A 14,758-nucleotide genomic window follows, 5' to 3' on the forward strand; every position below is an offset into this window, starting at 1 on the left:
ACAGCTGTGGATACTCTGTTCACCAAGATCATCAACCGGGAACTACCGGCGGACATCATCTATGAAGACGACCAGGTCCTGGCCTTCAAAGATATTTACCCTGCGGCCCCTGTGCACTTTCTGGTCATCCCGAAAAAACACATTGCTACGCTCAATGACCTGACCGAAGAAGATAAGGCCCTGGCCGGGCATATCTTGTTTACTGCCCAACGTCTGGCGCTTGAGCAAGGCTGTGAAGAAGGCTTCCGCCTGGTGATGAACTGCAACCCAAAAGGCGGCCAGACCGTTTACCACATCCACATGCACGTTCTGGGTCAGCGCCAGATGAACTGGCCGCCGGGCTGAGCCATACCCGTGGCACGGGAGCCTGCTCCCTCGCCACAGAGGCAAATTGACTCAGCGCAAACGCTTGCACCTCTCTTGCGGTAAACTGGCCGCCGAGATTCTTCCCGGAGGTCAGCATGACTACCCAACGTCACTACTCGCCGATTGACCGCCTGCTGCTGCAAGCCGACATGGCCATGCGCACGCTGCTGCCGTTCAGCGGCCAGCCGTACCGCCCGTCGCCAGCCATCGTGCAACCCGATGCGCAGATGAGCGAGACCGAGACCCGCCACGTCGCCGGCCTGATGCGCATCAACCATACCGGCGAAGTCTGCGCCCAGGCGCTGTACCAGGGCCAGGCACTGACCGCCAAGTTGCCGCAGGTACGCGCAGCCATGGAACACGCCGCCGAAGAAGAAATCGATCACCTGGCCTGGTGCGAACAACGCATTCGTCAACTGGGCAGCCACCCCAGCGTGCTGAACCCGCTGTTTTACGGTTTGTCGTTCGGCATCGGCGCTGCCGCAGGCTTGATCAGCGACAAGGTCAGCCTGGGTTTTGTGGCCGCCACCGAACATCAAGTGTGCAAGCACCTGGATGAACACCTGGAGCAACTGCCGGCCGAAGACGAAAAATCCCGGGCGATTCTTGAGCAGATGCGCATTGATGAAGAACATCACGCCGAAAGCGCGCTGGATGCCGGCGGTTTCCGCTTCCCGGCGCCGGTGAGGTTTGGCATGAGCTTGCTGGCCAAAGTCATGACCAAAAGCACTTACCGAATCTGAACCACAAAAAAGGGCGCCCGCAAGGCGCCCTTCTTGTTGGTGGACCCGCCATCAACCCAGCTCGATAATCTCGTAATCATGGGTGATCGCCACACCGGCCGCGCCGAGCATGATCGAGGCCGAGCAATATTTTTCTGCCGACAGCTCAATGGCGCGTTTGACCTGAGCTTCCTTCAACGCCCGGCCCTTCACCACAAAATGCATGTGGATCCTGGTAAACACCTTGGGATCTTCAGTGGCGCGCTCGGCTTCCAGGAAGGCTTCGCAGCTTTCCACAGCCTGGCGGGATTTCTTCAGGATGCTGACCACGTCGAAATTGCTGCAACCGCCGACGCCCAGCAGGAGCATCTCCATCGGGCGTACGCCCAGGTTACGGCCACCGGCTTCCGGCGGGCCGTCCATGACCACCACATGGCCACTGCCCGACTCACCGAGGAACATGGCCTCGCCCGCCCATTGGATGCGTGCCTTCATCGCCCAGACTCCACTGCTAAAAAAGGGTAGCCAGCTTAGCACAGGGCCTTCGAACAACAGCGCCCCGCATGAAAGCGATCAATAACCGGGTTTAACCTGCAAATTCGCTAATCGAGTCAGAATGTGTCTGGTAAGCTGGCGCCAATTCAATGGCGCATTGCCATCCTTTGTATGGCGTGTATCAATGTTGATACCGCTGGATAAAAACAACTCCAACTACACCGTGCAGTCTTTTCGGGATACAACCATGGTTGCTCTTACTCCCACACCCAAAATCAAAAATCTCGACAAGCTGTTGATGCACTGCCAGCGCCGGCGCTACCCGGCCAAGCACAACATCATTTGCGCGGGCGAACGTTCTGAAACACTGTTCTTCATCATCAAAGGCTCCGTCACCATCCTGATTGAGGACGAAGACGGCCGCGAAATGATCATCGCCTATCTCAACACCGGGGATTTCTTTGGGGAGCTGGGGCTGTTCGAACAAGCCGGCAAGGAACAGGAACGCAGCGCCTGGGTACGCGCCAAGGTCGAGTGTGAAGTCGCCGAAATCAGCTACACGAAATTTCGCGAATTGGCCCAGCATGATCCCGACATTCTGTACGCACTGAGCGGTCAGATCGCCCAGCGCCTGCGCGACACCACACGCAAAGTCGGCGACCTGGCGTTCTTCGACGTCACCGGCCGCGTGGCCCGTTGCTTGCTGGAACTGTGCAAGCAGCCCGACGCAATGACGCACCCCGACGGCATGCAGATCAAAGTGACGCGCCAGGAAATCGGGCGTATTGTCGGCTGTTCACGGGAGATGGTCGGCCGGGTGCTCAAGGACCTGGAGGAGCGCAACCTGGTGCACGTCAAAGGCAAAACGATGGTGGTGTTCGGCACGCGTTAAGCCGGCAGGAACGTGGCCAGCATCTGCCGATACAAGGTGTCCAGCCGGGTCATCGCATCCGGCGCGGCGAAGGCTTCGTGCAAGGCAATGTGGCTGTCGGCACGCACGCGCTGATCGAGGCCACAGGCTTCATTGAAGCGATTGACCGCCGCGATCAGTTCTTCACGGTCGTTATCCAGCAGCAATGCACCGTGCACCAGACCGACCGGGCGCCCCCCGCTCTGCCGCCACCGCTGGGCGGTGCCGACCATCTTGCGGCCGTTGAGGTTGACGTTGTAGCGACCGTCGCAGAACGCGCCGTCGATTTCACCCACCGACGCATCGCCGCCCAACTCAATCAGCAAATCGCAGATCGGCTGGCACAAACGCTGGTAACCGGTTTCTATGCGCCCCTGATCCCCTTCGCTGCGCGGTGGCGCGTAAACCAGGGCGATATTGACGGTCGCAGCCGACTGCGGCACCGGTTCGCCCCCGGTTTCGCGCAGCAGCACCGGCCAACCGGCGTCTGCCGAGACTTTACTGGCGGCTTCAAAGGCGGGGAGGCGGCTCAAGCGACGCGGCATGACCAAGGCTTGGTCGCTGGGTTGCCAGAACAGCAGGCCGAACTCCTGTTCACCGGCGCAAACGGCAGCCAGCAAGTCCTGCTCGGCGGCGAGGCCAGCTTCAACCGTCATCCTTACTGGCTGAATCATCGAACACCTACCCTCTGGATAAACACAAAACAAATGTGGGAGCTGGCTTGCCTGCGATGCAGACACCTCGGTATATCGGTTACACCCGGGTGATGCTATCGCAGGCAAGCCAACTCCCACCTAGGCCAGCTCACACAGGTTGACCGTGTTTCATCAATCCAGTGTCGAACCGCTCACCGCCACACCACGCTCCGGGAAGAACAGGCGCTGCAGTTCCGCCCCCGGGTTCTCGGCGCGCATGAAGGTCTCGCCCACCAGGAACGAGTAGACGCCGCTGATTTCCATCAGCTCAACGTCGGCACGGTTGACGATGCCACTCTCGGTAATCACCAAACGGTCGCGCGGAATGCGCGGCAGCAGGTCGAGGGTGTTTTCCAGGCTGACTTCGAAGGTGTGCAGGTTACGGTTGTTGACCCCCACCAGCGGTGTGTCGAGGGTTTTCAGCGCGCGTTCCAGTTCGTCACCGTCGTGCACTTCAACCAACACGTCGAGACCGACGTTTTTGGCCACGGCAGCCAGTTCGGCCAATTTCACATCATCCAGGGCGGAGACGATCAACAGCACGCAGTCGGCGCCCAAGGCGCGGGCTTCGACGATCTGGTAGGGGTCGACCATGAAGTCTTTGCGGATCACCGGCAACTTGCACGCCGCACGGGCCTGTTGCAGGAACAGGTCGGAACCCTGGAAGTAATCGATATCGGTCAATACCGACAGGCACGTCGCGCCGCCCTTCTCATAGCTGGCGGCGATTTCGGCAGGCACGAAATGCTCGCGGATCACGCCTTTGCTTGGCGATGCCTTCTTGACCTCGGCGATCACCGCCGGCTGCTTGAGCTTGGCCTGGGCGATCAAAGCGTTGGCGAAGCCCCGTGGCGCGTCGGCCAGTTTCGCCTGCGCCTCCAACTCGGCCAGGCTGACCCGGGCGCGGCGCTCGGCGACTTCTTCGGCTTTGCGGGCCAGGATTTTTTCCAGAACGGTTGGAACACTCATCCTTCATTCTCCATCTTGAACACCGCAGTAAAGGCACCCAGTTCTTCGAGCTTTTCGCGAGCGAGCCCGGTGTGCAACGCATCATGTGCGAGGGCCACGCCCTCTTTAAGACTGTAGGCGTGATCGGCGGCATACAGCGCCGCACCGGCATTGAGCACGATCATTTCGGCGGCCTTCTGGCCATTCTCAGTCTTGCGACGCCCCAAGGCATCGCGAATCAGTTCCAGCGAGGCCGCCGGACTTTCCACCGACAGGCCATGCAAACTCTGGCTTTTCATGCCGAGGTCTTCAGGCTCGACCCAATATTCGGTGACCTGGTCATTCTTCAGCTCCGCCACAAAGGTCGGCGCGGCCAGACTGAATTCGTCCAGGCCATCTTTGGAGTGCACCACCAGCACATGCTTGCTGCCCAGGCGCTGCAAGACTTCGGCCAACGGGCGGCACAGCGCCTGGCTGAACACGCCGACCACCTGATGTTTCACACCGGCCGGATTCGTAAGCGGGCCGAGCATGTTGAACAGGGTACGCAGGCCGAGGTCCTTGCGCGGGCCGGCAGCGTGTTTCATCGCGCCGTGATGGGACTGGGCAAACATGAAGCCGATGCCGACACTGTCGATGCAGCGCGCCACTTGTACCGGCGTCAGGTTCAGGTAGATGCCGGCAGCTTCCAGCAAGTCGGCGCTGCCGCTTTTGCCGGAAACGGCACGGTTACCGTGCTTGGCCACGGTGCAACCGGCGGCCGCGACTACAAAAGAGGAAGCGGTCGACACGTTGAAAATATTCGCACCGTCACCGCCGGTGCCGACCACGTCGACAACGCCGTCGAGGGTGTTGAGTTCGACCTTGTCCGCCAGCTCGCGCATCACCGACACGGCGCCGACGATTTCGTCGATGCTCTCGCTCTTCATGCGCATGGCCATCATGAACGCGCCGATCTGCGCGTCGGTACATTGACCGGTCATGATCTCGCGCATCACATCGCTCATTTCAGCGGTGCTCAGGTCCAGGTGGCCGACGATACGGCTCAGGGCAGTCTTGATATCCATGGAAAGTCCTTAGCGCGTGCCGCCGCTCTGCTTGAGAAAGTTGGCGAACAGCTCGTAGCCCTGCTCGGTCAGGATCGATTCAGGGTGAAATTGCACCCCTTCGATGTTCAGTGTTTTGTGGCGCAGGCCCATGATTTCGTCGACCGAGCCGTCTTCCAGCTGGGTCCAGGCGGTCAGTTCCAGGCATTCGGGCAGGGTTTCGCGCTTGACCACCAACGAATGGTACCGGGTCACGGTGACCGGCAGATTCAGGCCGTGAAACACGCCCAGGTCACGGTGAAACACCGGGCTGGTCTTGCCGTGCATCACCTGGCGCGCACGCACCACATCACCGCCAAAAGCCTGGCCGATGGACTGGTGGCCCAGGCACACGCCTAGAATCGGCAACTTGCCGGCGAAATACTGGATGGCCTCAAGGGAAATGCCCGCCTCGGTCGGCGTGCACGGGCCGGGCGAAACCACGATGCGTTCCGGATTCAGGGCGGCGATTTCGGCAACGGTCAGTTCGTCGTTGCGCACCACCTTGACCTCGGCACCGAGTTCGCCCAGGTACTGCACAACGTTGTAGGTAAAGGAGTCGTAGTTATCAATCATCAGCAACATGTGGGTTCAAACCTCTTGAATTCACTGATTTCGAATGACCGCCTTCCAGAAGAGTGACCCGCTGCCGGACGCACGTTCCGGTTGCCGGGTTAGCGGCAAGGGGCGTCAAACAGAGGGTGAAGAAGGCAAATCGGTACAGGTCCGGCCGGGCCGGCAGAGAAAATGTCAGGCGCGCCAACGCCAACGGGCGTGTGCCTTGACTACTCGCATCAAGAGTTTGCTGATGATCAACACAGGGAGGGTCTCATTCATACGTTCAGGCACAGTAACGTAGCCTCGCCAGCGGTGCAATATGGAGCAACGAATACGGGCGTATCGCGGCGGCATCTTTGTAGGAAAAAACTGTTTTCTTCGAGGAAAAGCCTGAATACATTGCTAGTGTTTCGCATCCGATACAAAAACAACTAAATGGAATTTTGCATGCTTAAAGCACCGTATTTTGCGCCTCTGGCCGGTTGCCTGCTGTCACTGGCTTGCGCACAGGCATTTGCTGCACCTTCGCCCTACTCGACCATGGTGGTTTTTGGCGACAGCCTGGCTGACGCCGGCCAGTTTCCGGATGGTTCGAACGGGGCCACGTTGCGTTTCACCAACCGCACCGGGCCGACCTTCCAGGGCGATTACGGCCTGGTGTCGTCCACCCTGCTCGGCTCAAAGCTGGGTGTCGCGCCCAACGACCTGAACGCCTCCACCTCGCCGGTCCGCGCCGCACAAGGCTTGCCCGACGGGAATAACTGGGCGGTCGGTGGCTACCGGACCGACAACATTCTCGACTCCATCAACTCGGTATCCAACGCCGCCATTCCACCCGGCAACCCCGGCGGCGGCACCGTGTTGCGCAGCCGTCAGGGCTACTTGCCAGCCAATGGCGGGCGGGCCGACCCGAATGCGCTGTACTTTCTCTCCGGCGGCGGCAATGACTTCCTCCAGGGCCGCGTCCTCAGCCCCGGCCAAGCCGTTGCTGCCGGCGGGCGCCTGGCCGACAGCGCCCAGGCCCTGCAACAGGCCGGCGCGCGCTACATCATGGTGTGGATGCTGCCCGACCTGGGCCTGACCCCGGCCATCAACGGCACGCCCCTGCAGGGGCCCAGTTCGGCCTTGAGCAACATTTTCAACCAGTCGCTGGTTCAGCGCCTGTCGCAGATCGATGCCCAGATCATCCCGCTGAACATCCCGCTGCTGCTCAATGAAACCTTCGCCGACCCGGCGCGTTTCGGCCTGGCCACCGGACAAAACCTCACCGGCACCTGCTTCAGCGGCAACGGCTGCACTGCCAACCCCACCTACGGCATTGGCGGCACCAACCCCGACCCGACCAAGCTGATCTACAACGACTCGGTGCACCCCACCATCGCCGGGCAGCGCCTGATCGCCGACTACGCCTACTCCCTGCTCGCGGCACCGTGGGAACTGACCTTGTTGCCGGAAATGGCCCAAGGCACCTTGCGCACCCACCAGGACGAACTGCGCAACCAATGGCAAGCCGATAACGGCGCCTGGCAAGCGGTCGGGCAGTGGCGCGCCATCGTTGCCGGTGGCGGCCAGCACCTGAACTTCGACACCCAAAGCAGCTCGGCCAGTGGTGACGGCAATGGCTACAACCTGAACGTTGGCGGCAGCTACCGTCTCGACGAAAACTGGCGTGTCGGCGTGGCCGCCGGGCTGTATCGCCAGACCCTCGAAGCCGGCGCCAGCGATTCGGACTACAAGCTCAACAGCTACATGGGCACCGCCTTCGCGCAGTACCAGGAAAACCACCTGTGGGCCGATGCCGCGCTGACCGGCGGCAAGCTGGATTTCGACAGCCTCAAGCGCAAGTTCGCCCTGGGCGTCAGCGAAGGCTCGGAGAAAGGCGACACCGACGGCTGGCTATGGGCCTTGAGCGCGCGCCTGGGTTATGACATTGCCGGCGCCGGCAGTGACTGGCACCTGTCGCCCTTTATCAGCGCCGACTACGCGCGGGTCGAGGTCGATGGCTATTCGGAAAAGGACAACCGCTCCACCGCGCTGACCTTCGATGACCAACAGCGCGACTCCAAACGTCTCGGTGCCGGCTTGCAAGGCAGCTACCGCATCACCCCGCAAACCCAGGTCTTTGGCGAAGTGGCCCACGAGCATGAGTTCGAAAACGACACGCAGAAGGTGAGGATTTCACTCAACAGCGTGCCGGGCATCGACTTCAAGCTGGACGGCTACACCCCGCGCAGCAACTCGGATCGCCTGAGCCTGGGCGTGAGCCACAAGCTCACAAAGGAGCTGGCGTTGCGCGCTGCGTATAACGTGAGGAAAGATGACAACCTGACCCAGCAAGGGGTGAATGTGGGGGTTAGCCTGGACTTCTGACACGCCACAAAACAACTGTGGGAGCCAGCTCCCACAGTTGAATGCGGACCGACAGCTAGCCCTGCGGGGTCTGCTCGGCCAATGCCACTGCGCGGAACATCGCGCGGCGTTTGTTCAGGGTTTCTTCCCATTCAAGCGCCGGCACCGAATCCGCCACAATCCCGCCGCCCGCCTGCACATGCAACTCGCCGTCCTTGATCACCGCCGTGCGGATCGCAATCGCGGTGTCCATGTTGCCGTTCCAGGCGAAATACCCAACGGCGCCGCCGTAGACACCCCGCTTGACCGGCTCCAGCTCGTCGATGATTTCCATCGCACGAATCTTCGGCGCGCCCGACAAGGTGCCCGCCGGCAGGATCGCGCGCAACGCGTCCATGGCAGTCAGGCCCTCTTTCAGCTCGCCGGTGACGTTGGACACAATGTGCATCACGTTGGAATAACGCTCGATGACCATCTTCTCGGTGAGCTTCACCGAACCGATTTCCGAGACGCGCCCGGTGTCGTTGCGGCCCAGGTCGATCAACATCAAGTGCTCGGCGATTTCCTTGTCATCGCTCAACAAGTCTTCTTCCAGCGCCAGGTCGGCTTCTTCGGTTGCGCCACGCGGGCGGGTGCCGGCAATCGGGCGCACGGTGATCAGGTTGTCTTCCACCCGCACCAGCACTTCCGGCGAGCTGCCGACAACGTGGAAATCGCCGAAGTTGAAGAAGTACATGTACGGCGTCGGGTTGAAGCAGCGCAGCGCACGGTACAGATCGATCGGCGCGGCCTTGAAGTCGATGGACATGCGTTGCGACGGCACCACCTGCATGCAGTCACCGGCGAGGATGTACTCCTTGATGGTGTCGACCGCGCGTTCGTAGTCATCCTGGGTAAAGCTGGAGCGGAACACCGGGTCGGCGGCCGGCGGACGGCTGAGGTCCAGGCCACGGCGCGGGGTGATCGGCTGGCGCAGTTTTTCCAGCAGCGCTTCGAGGCTGGCCTGACCCTGCTCGAAGGCATCCGCCTGGGACGGGTCAGCGAGCACGATTGCGTGCATCTTGCCGGCGAGGTTGTCGAACACCACCACCGCGTCGGACACCATCAGCAGAATGTCCGGCACGCCCAACGGGTCCGGATTCGGGCATTTGCCCAGGCGTTTTTCCACATAACGCACGCAGTCGTAGCCGAAGTAACCGACCAGGCCGCCGTTGAAACGCGGCAAGCCCGCAATGGTCGGCACGTTGTAGCGCGCCTTGAAGGCTTCGACGAAGGCCAGCGGGTCTTCCACGTCGTGGCTTTCGATCTCGACGCCGTCGTGGGTGATGCTCACGCGGTGGTCGTGAACCCGCAACACGGTGCGGCACGGCAGCCCGATGATCGAGTAACGCCCCCACTTCTCCCCGCCCTGCACCGATTCCAGCAGGTAGGAGTTGGGCTCGTCGGCCAGTTTCAGGTAGATCGACAGCGGGGTGTCGAAGTCGGCCAGGGTTTCGCAGGCCAGGGGGATACGGTTGTAGCCGGCAGCGGCCAAACGCAGGAATTCTTCGCGGATCATGAGGTGCCTCGTGGCTTGAGGGTCTAACGGTCAGGTGTGCAAACGTGCCGCAGGGCGCGGCCGGGATCAGTCAGGCGCGCCAACGCCAGCGGGCCAGGGCCTTGATGACTTTCATCCAGAGTTTGCGAGTGACCACCACGAGGGAGTTTCCAGAATGGGTTGGTTCGATGTCGGGCAACGTTATCTCAGCGCCCGCTCCCAAGCAACCGGGGATTAGCAGGCGCAGGTCATCAATCACCATGGCAGGCGACTCTTCGGCGATCGGCCGGCCATGGTTATAGCCGTAACTCAGCGCCACGCACTGCACACCCGCGGCTTTGGCCGCCAGCACGTCACTGCGCGAGTCACCGACAAACAGCGACTGCGAAGCCGGAATATTGGCCATTTTCATCACAAAGAACAGCGCGGCCGGGTCGGGCTTTTTCTGCGGCAAGGTATCGCCGCCGATGATCCAGCGGAAATACCGGCCAATTTTCATCTGATCCAGCAGCGGCGCGACAAAACGCTCCGGCTTGTTGGTGATCAGCGCCATTTCCACACCCTGCTTGTGCAGCCACTTGAGGGTGTCACGCACGCCGGGGTAAACCACGGTCAGTTCGTGGCCGTCTTCATAGGCGGCGTTAAACAGTTCAAGTGCGTGCTCGGCCTCGACTTCATCGACGCCTTCAGCATCAATGTGGTTGGCCAGGGCCCGGCGCACCAGCATCTGTACGCCGTTGCCGACCCACATGCGGACCGGCTCGATCCCGACCGGCTTGCGCCCCAGCTTGAGCAGCATCTGGTCCACCGCGGCCGCCAGGTCAGGCACCGAATCGATCAAGGTACCGTCCAGATCGAACATCACCAACCGTGGCAGTTTGCCGGGGAACAGCTGCTCGAAGCCGCTCATGGACGCGCCAGCGCCAGTTCGGCCCGCATCTTGTCGATGACTTCCTTGTAGTCCGGCGCGTTGAAGATCGCCGAGCCGGCCACAAAGGTGTCGGCACCAGCGGCAGCGATTTCACGGATGTTGTTGACGTTGACCCCGCCGTCGATTTCCAGGCGGATGTCGCGACCGGACGCATCGATCAGCGCGCGGGCTTCGCGCAGCTTGTTCAGCGTGCCGGGAATGAACTTCTGCCCGCCGAAGCCCGGGTTGACGCTCATCAGCAGGATCATGTCGACCTTGTCCATCACGTACTCGAGCACGCTCAGCGGAGTGGCCGGGTTGAACACCAGGCCCGCCTTGCAGCCGCCTTCGCGGATCAGTTGCAGGGTGCGGTCCACGTGCAGCGTGGCTTCCGGGTGGAAGCTGATGTAGGTCGCGCCCGCTTCGACGAAGTCGCCGATGATGCGGTCTACCGGGCTGACCATCAGGTGCGCATCAATCGGCGCGGTGATGCCGTACTTGCGCAGCGCTGCGCACACCATCGGGCCGATGGTCAGGTTGGGCACGTAGTGGTTGTCCATGACGTCGAAGTGCACGAAGTCGGCACCGGCGGCCAAAACCTTGTCCACTTCCTCACCCAGGCGGGCGAAATCGGCGGAGAGAATCGATGGAGCAATGACGAAGGGCTGCATGACGCACCTTTTTTGAGCTAAATCACGATGGCGCGCATTGTATACCTCATGCTTTGCCGCGCGCACCGTGACCTGGTTCAACGGTTAGTAAGCCGCCCGGTAGATTTTCTCGATATCCGCCGCGCTGAGCTTGCGCGGGTTGTTGCGCATCAGACGCTCGATACCCGCGGCTTCCGTGGCCATGGCCGGGATGGCGTCCTCGGGCACGCCGAAGCTGCGCAGGCCTGCCGGGATCTCGACTGCGGCACACAGTCGCGTCATCGCCTCGACCGCCCTGTCGGCGGCCTCGTTGACACTCAACCCGGTGATATTCACGCCCATGGCTTGGGCGATGTCCTGCATGCGCTCCACACAGGCCAGCTTGTTCCAGTGCATCACGTAAGGCAGCAACAGCGCATTGCTGACGCCATGGGCAATGTTGAAACGCCCGCCCAACGGGTACGCCAGCGCATGCACCGCGCCAACCCCGGCATTGCCGAACGCCATGCCGGCCATCAGGCTGGCGGTGGCCATGTCGTCACGAGCCTGCAGGTTGGCCGGGTTGGCGTAGGCCTTGGGCAGCGCGTTGGCGATCAGTTTGATGGCGCCGATGGCCAGGGCGTCGGTAATCGGCGAGGCATTCAGCGACAGGTAGGATTCAATGGCATGTACCAGCGCATCCACGCCACTGGCGGCGGTGACGCCTCGTGGGCAGGTCAGGGTCATTTGCGGGCTGATCAGCGCCACATCCGGCAGCAGATAATCGCTGACGATGCCTTTTTTGAGTTGCGCGGCCTTGTCGGAAAGAATCGCCACGTTGGTCACCTCCGAACCGGTGCCCGCCGTGGTGGGGATGGCGATCAACGGCGGGCCTTTGCGCGGCACCTGGTCGACGCCAAACAAGTCTGCCAGCGCGCCGTGATAACCGGCGTAGGCCGCGACGCTTTTGGCAATGTCGATGGCACTGCCGCCGCCCACGCCGATCAGCCCGTCATGCCCGCCCTCGCGGTACACACGCATGCAGTCCTCGACGATTGCGATTTCCGGGTCGGGCATCACGCGGTCGAAAATCTCGTACGTGCGCTCGCCCAAGTGGTCAAGCGCCAGCGCCACGGTGCCGGACTTGACCAGCGCGGCGTCGGTGACGATCAGCGGGTTATCCACATCCAGGCGCGTGAGCTCAGCGGCGAGTTGTTCGATAGCGCCAGCGCCGGTGAGCAATTTGTGGGCGATCTTGAATGAGGAAGTACTCATGTGCGCGGCCTCTTGTCAGGAAATGGGCTGGCACAAGATTAGCTCGGGATTTGGGGTTGCCTAGCATTCAAGTTCTGAATGGGCATTTCTGACTCAGCATAGAACCCATGTGGGAGCGGGCTTGCCCGCTCCCACATTTTGATCTTTCATCCAATAGTTAAATCTGTGCCGTACGCAGTTTTTCGCTGCGCCCGCGCAGCCATTCGAGGGTCAGCAACAGCAGCACCGAGAAGGCAATCAGCAGGGTCGCCGCCGCCGCAATCGTCGGGCTGAGGTTTTCGCGAATGCCGCTGAACATTTGCCGTGGCAAGGTGGCCTGCTCCGGCCCGGCGAGGAACAGCGTCACCACCACTTCATCGAACGACGTCGCGAAGGCAAACAGTGCCCCGGAAATCACCCCCGGAGCGATCAGCGGCAGGGTCACCCGGCGAAACGCGGTCAGGGGCGATGCGCCCAGGCTGGCCGCCGCACGCACCAGATTGTGGTTGAAGCCCTGCAGCGTCGCCGACACCGTGATGATTACAAACGGCACACCCAGCACCGCGTGCACCACGATCAGCGAGAAGAAGCTGTTACCCAGCCCCAGCGGTGCAAAGAACAGGTAACTGGCCACGCCGATAATCACCACCGGCACCACCATCGGCGAAATCACCAGCGCCATTACCAGCGCCTTGCCGGGAAAGTTGCCGCGTGTCAGGCCAATCGCCGCCAGCGTACCGAACAGCATGGCCAGCACCGTGGCGGCCGGGGCGACGATGATGCTGTTCTTCAGCGCGCGCATCCATTCCGCCGAGGCAAAGAAATCCTGATACCAGTGCAGCGAGAAACCCTGCAACGGGTACACCAGAAAGCTGCCGCTGTTGAACGACAGCGGAATGATCACCAGCACCGGCAATATCAGAAACAACAGGATCAAGCCGCAGAGCATCCGCAAGCAGTAGAACCACACCCGTTCAACGGGCGACATGTAAGGGCTCAGCATCGCAAGGTCTCCTCAGCTCAGGCGCAGGCGGCTGGCGCCCACCAGGCGGTTGTAGATCAGATACAGCAGCACGGTGGCCAGCAGCAGCAAGCCGCCCAGCGCCGTGGCCATGCCCCAGTTGATGCTGGTGTTGGTATAGAACGCCACGAAATAGCTGACCATCTGGTCGTTCGGGCTGCCGAGCAGCGCCGGGGTGATGTAGTAACCAATCGCGAGGATGAACACGAGCAGGCAGCCCGCGCCCACACCGGCGTAGGTTTGCGGGAAGTACACGCGCCAGAAGCTGGCGAACGGGTGGCAACCCAGGGAAATCGCTGCGCGCATGTAGGTCGGCGAGATGCCTTTCATCACGCTGTAGATCGGCAGGATCATGAATGGCAGCAGGATGTGCACCATCGAGATGTAAACCCCGGTGCGGTTGAACACCAGCTCCAGGGGTTTATCGATCAAGCCCAGGCTCATCATCGCGCTGTTGATCAGGCCGCCCGATTGCAGCAGCACGATCCACGCGGCCACGCGCACCAGAATCGAGGTCCAGAACGGCAACAGCACCAGAATCATCAGCAGGTTGCTTTTGCGCGCCGGCAGGTTGGCCAGCAGGTAAGCCAGCGGGTATGCCAGCAGCAGGCAGATAAAGGTAATCACCAGGCCCATCCAGAAGGTGCGGGCGAAGATATCCAGGTAAATCGCCTGATCCGGCGTGGCGGGGGCCACTTCACCGAGGTCGTCGATGCGATGGTCGACCGCCGCCAGCAGGTAGTAAGGCGTGAGGGTACTGGTATTGCGCCGGATCGCCTGCCAGTACGCCGGGTCGCCCCAGCGTTCGTCGAGGCTTTCCAGCGCTTCTTTATAAGAGGCCGGCGCTTCGGTAAACGGCAGCGCCCGCGCGGTTTTGGTCAGCAGGCTGCGGTAGCCGGCCAGTTCCATGTTCAAGCGTTTGGACAGGTCGCCCAGAGTCTGGTTTTTGCGCGCCTCGCCCAGGTCTTCACTCAAGGCCTGATACACCGGCTCGCCCGGCAAGCCACGCCCGTCCCAGGCCTTGACCGCCACCACGGTGCGCGGCAAACCGCCCACCACTTCCGGGTTGCCGACGCTTTTGTAGAGCAGCGCAACGATCGGCACCAGGAACACCAACAACAAAAACAGCACCAGCGGCGCAATCAAGGCCTGGGCCTTCCAGCGGTTGAGCCGCTCGGCACGCGCCAGGCGCTGCTTGAGGGTGGGGCTGGGGATGGCGGTGACCATGGTGAACTCCGTCAATCAGAGGTGAAGGCCCTGCGCGCCGGGCTTTGTGTGG

The 14,758-nt window shown here is 61.6% G+C and carries 15 protein-coding genes; 4 read left to right on the forward strand and 11 right to left on the reverse strand.

Translation table 11 applies throughout. From position 1 onward, the window contains the following. The first annotated feature begins 6 nt into the window (after window positions 1-6). Together ATI14_RS03850 and coq7 are read left to right on the forward strand one after the other, a co-directional pair. Complete coding sequence (locus ATI14_RS03850; protein WP_016972410.1) at window positions 7-345, forward strand: histidine triad nucleotide-binding protein; 339 nt, start codon at window positions 7-9, stop codon at window positions 343-345. Window positions 346-461: 116 nt separating this feature from the next. Further along, window positions 462-1,109: a 2-polyprenyl-3-methyl-6-methoxy-1,4-benzoquinone monooxygenase gene (gene coq7 / locus ATI14_RS03855; RefSeq protein ID WP_015886151.1), complete on the forward strand. Its 648-nt coding sequence runs from the start codon at window positions 462-464 to the stop codon at window positions 1,107-1,109. A 51-nt stretch (window positions 1,110-1,160) separates the two neighbouring features. Here coq7 and ATI14_RS03860 read toward each other — a convergent pair whose 3' ends face one another. After that, window positions 1,161-1,583: an OsmC family protein gene (locus tag ATI14_RS03860; protein ID WP_003210947.1), complete on the reverse strand. Its 423-nt coding sequence runs from the start codon at window positions 1,581-1,583 to the stop codon at window positions 1,161-1,163. Window positions 1,584-1,830: 247 nt separating this feature from the next. Between ATI14_RS03860 and crp the strand changes: the two genes are divergently transcribed. Beyond that, window positions 1,831-2,475: a cAMP-activated global transcriptional regulator CRP gene (gene crp / locus ATI14_RS03865; RefSeq protein ID WP_026083337.1), complete on the forward strand. Its 645-nt coding sequence runs from the start codon at window positions 1,831-1,833 to the stop codon at window positions 2,473-2,475. Here crp and ATI14_RS03870 read toward each other — a convergent pair. The 4 genes from ATI14_RS03870 to ATI14_RS03885 form a co-directional block, all read right to left on the reverse strand. After that, window positions 2,472-3,167, reverse strand: coding sequence for a lipoate--protein ligase family protein (locus ATI14_RS03870; RefSeq protein WP_016972408.1), 696 nt, complete (start codon window positions 3,165-3,167; stop codon window positions 2,472-2,474). The genes crp and ATI14_RS03870 overlap by 4 nt on opposite strands. Before the next feature lie 153 nt (window positions 3,168-3,320). After that, the gene (gene trpC, locus ATI14_RS03875) at window positions 3,321-4,157 is read right to left on the reverse strand and encodes an indole-3-glycerol phosphate synthase TrpC (RefSeq protein WP_016972407.1); all 837 of its coding nucleotides are present in this window, start codon (window positions 4,155-4,157) and stop codon (window positions 3,321-3,323) included. Continuing rightward, the gene (gene trpD / locus ATI14_RS03880; protein WP_016972406.1) at window positions 4,154-5,203 is read right to left on the reverse strand and encodes an anthranilate phosphoribosyltransferase; all 1,050 of its coding nucleotides are present in this window, start codon (window positions 5,201-5,203) and stop codon (window positions 4,154-4,156) included. The genes trpC and trpD overlap by 4 nt, the downstream gene beginning before the upstream one ends. 9 nt (window positions 5,204-5,212) lie before the next feature. Beyond that, entirely contained in the window at window positions 5,213-5,806 is a 594-nt protein-coding gene (locus tag ATI14_RS03885; protein WP_016972405.1) for an aminodeoxychorismate/anthranilate synthase component II, read from the reverse strand. A gap of 420 nt (window positions 5,807-6,226) precedes the next feature. On the opposite strand from ATI14_RS03885, the gene estP reads away from it, so the two are divergent. Then, the gene (estP, locus tag ATI14_RS03890; RefSeq protein ID WP_016972404.1) at window positions 6,227-8,149 is read left to right on the forward strand and encodes an esterase EstP; all 1,923 of its coding nucleotides are present in this window, start codon (window positions 6,227-6,229) and stop codon (window positions 8,147-8,149) included. Between the two features lie 55 nt (window positions 8,150-8,204). On the opposite strand, the gene trpE is transcribed toward estP, so the two are convergent. From trpE to ATI14_RS03920, 6 genes are all read right to left on the reverse strand, one after another. Beyond that, complete coding sequence (gene trpE / locus ATI14_RS03895) at window positions 8,205-9,686, reverse strand: anthranilate synthase component I (protein ID WP_016972403.1); 1,482 nt, start codon at window positions 9,684-9,686, stop codon at window positions 8,205-8,207. 70 nt (window positions 9,687-9,756) lie between these two features. Then, on the reverse strand, window positions 9,757-10,575 hold the full coding sequence (locus tag ATI14_RS03900; protein WP_016972402.1) for a phosphoglycolate phosphatase: 819 nt from the start codon (window positions 10,573-10,575) through the stop codon (window positions 9,757-9,759). Further along, window positions 10,572-11,246, reverse strand: a complete 675-nt coding sequence (gene rpe, locus ATI14_RS03905) for a ribulose-phosphate 3-epimerase (RefSeq protein ID WP_016972401.1) — start codon at window positions 11,244-11,246, stop codon at window positions 10,572-10,574. The genes ATI14_RS03900 and rpe overlap by 4 nt, the downstream gene beginning before the upstream one ends. A gap of 84 nt (window positions 11,247-11,330) precedes the next feature. Then, complete coding sequence (locus ATI14_RS03910; RefSeq protein ID WP_016972400.1) at window positions 11,331-12,479, reverse strand: iron-containing alcohol dehydrogenase; 1,149 nt, start codon at window positions 12,477-12,479, stop codon at window positions 11,331-11,333. 157 nt (window positions 12,480-12,636) lie between these two features. Next, window positions 12,637-13,461 (reverse strand): ABC transporter permease, encoded by an 825-nt coding sequence (locus ATI14_RS03915; protein WP_016972399.1) that lies wholly within the window; start codon window positions 13,459-13,461, stop codon window positions 12,637-12,639. A gap of 12 nt (window positions 13,462-13,473) precedes the next feature. Further along, window positions 13,474-14,706, reverse strand: coding sequence for an ABC transporter permease (locus ATI14_RS03920; protein ID WP_016972398.1), 1,233 nt, complete (start codon window positions 14,704-14,706; stop codon window positions 13,474-13,476). Window positions 14,707-14,758: the final 52 nt, after the last annotated feature.

The sequence above is a fragment of the Pseudomonas tolaasii NCPPB 2192 genome, assembly GCF_002813445.1.
Taxonomy (GTDB): Bacteria; Pseudomonadota; Gammaproteobacteria; order Pseudomonadales; family Pseudomonadaceae; genus Aquipseudomonas; species Aquipseudomonas tolaasii.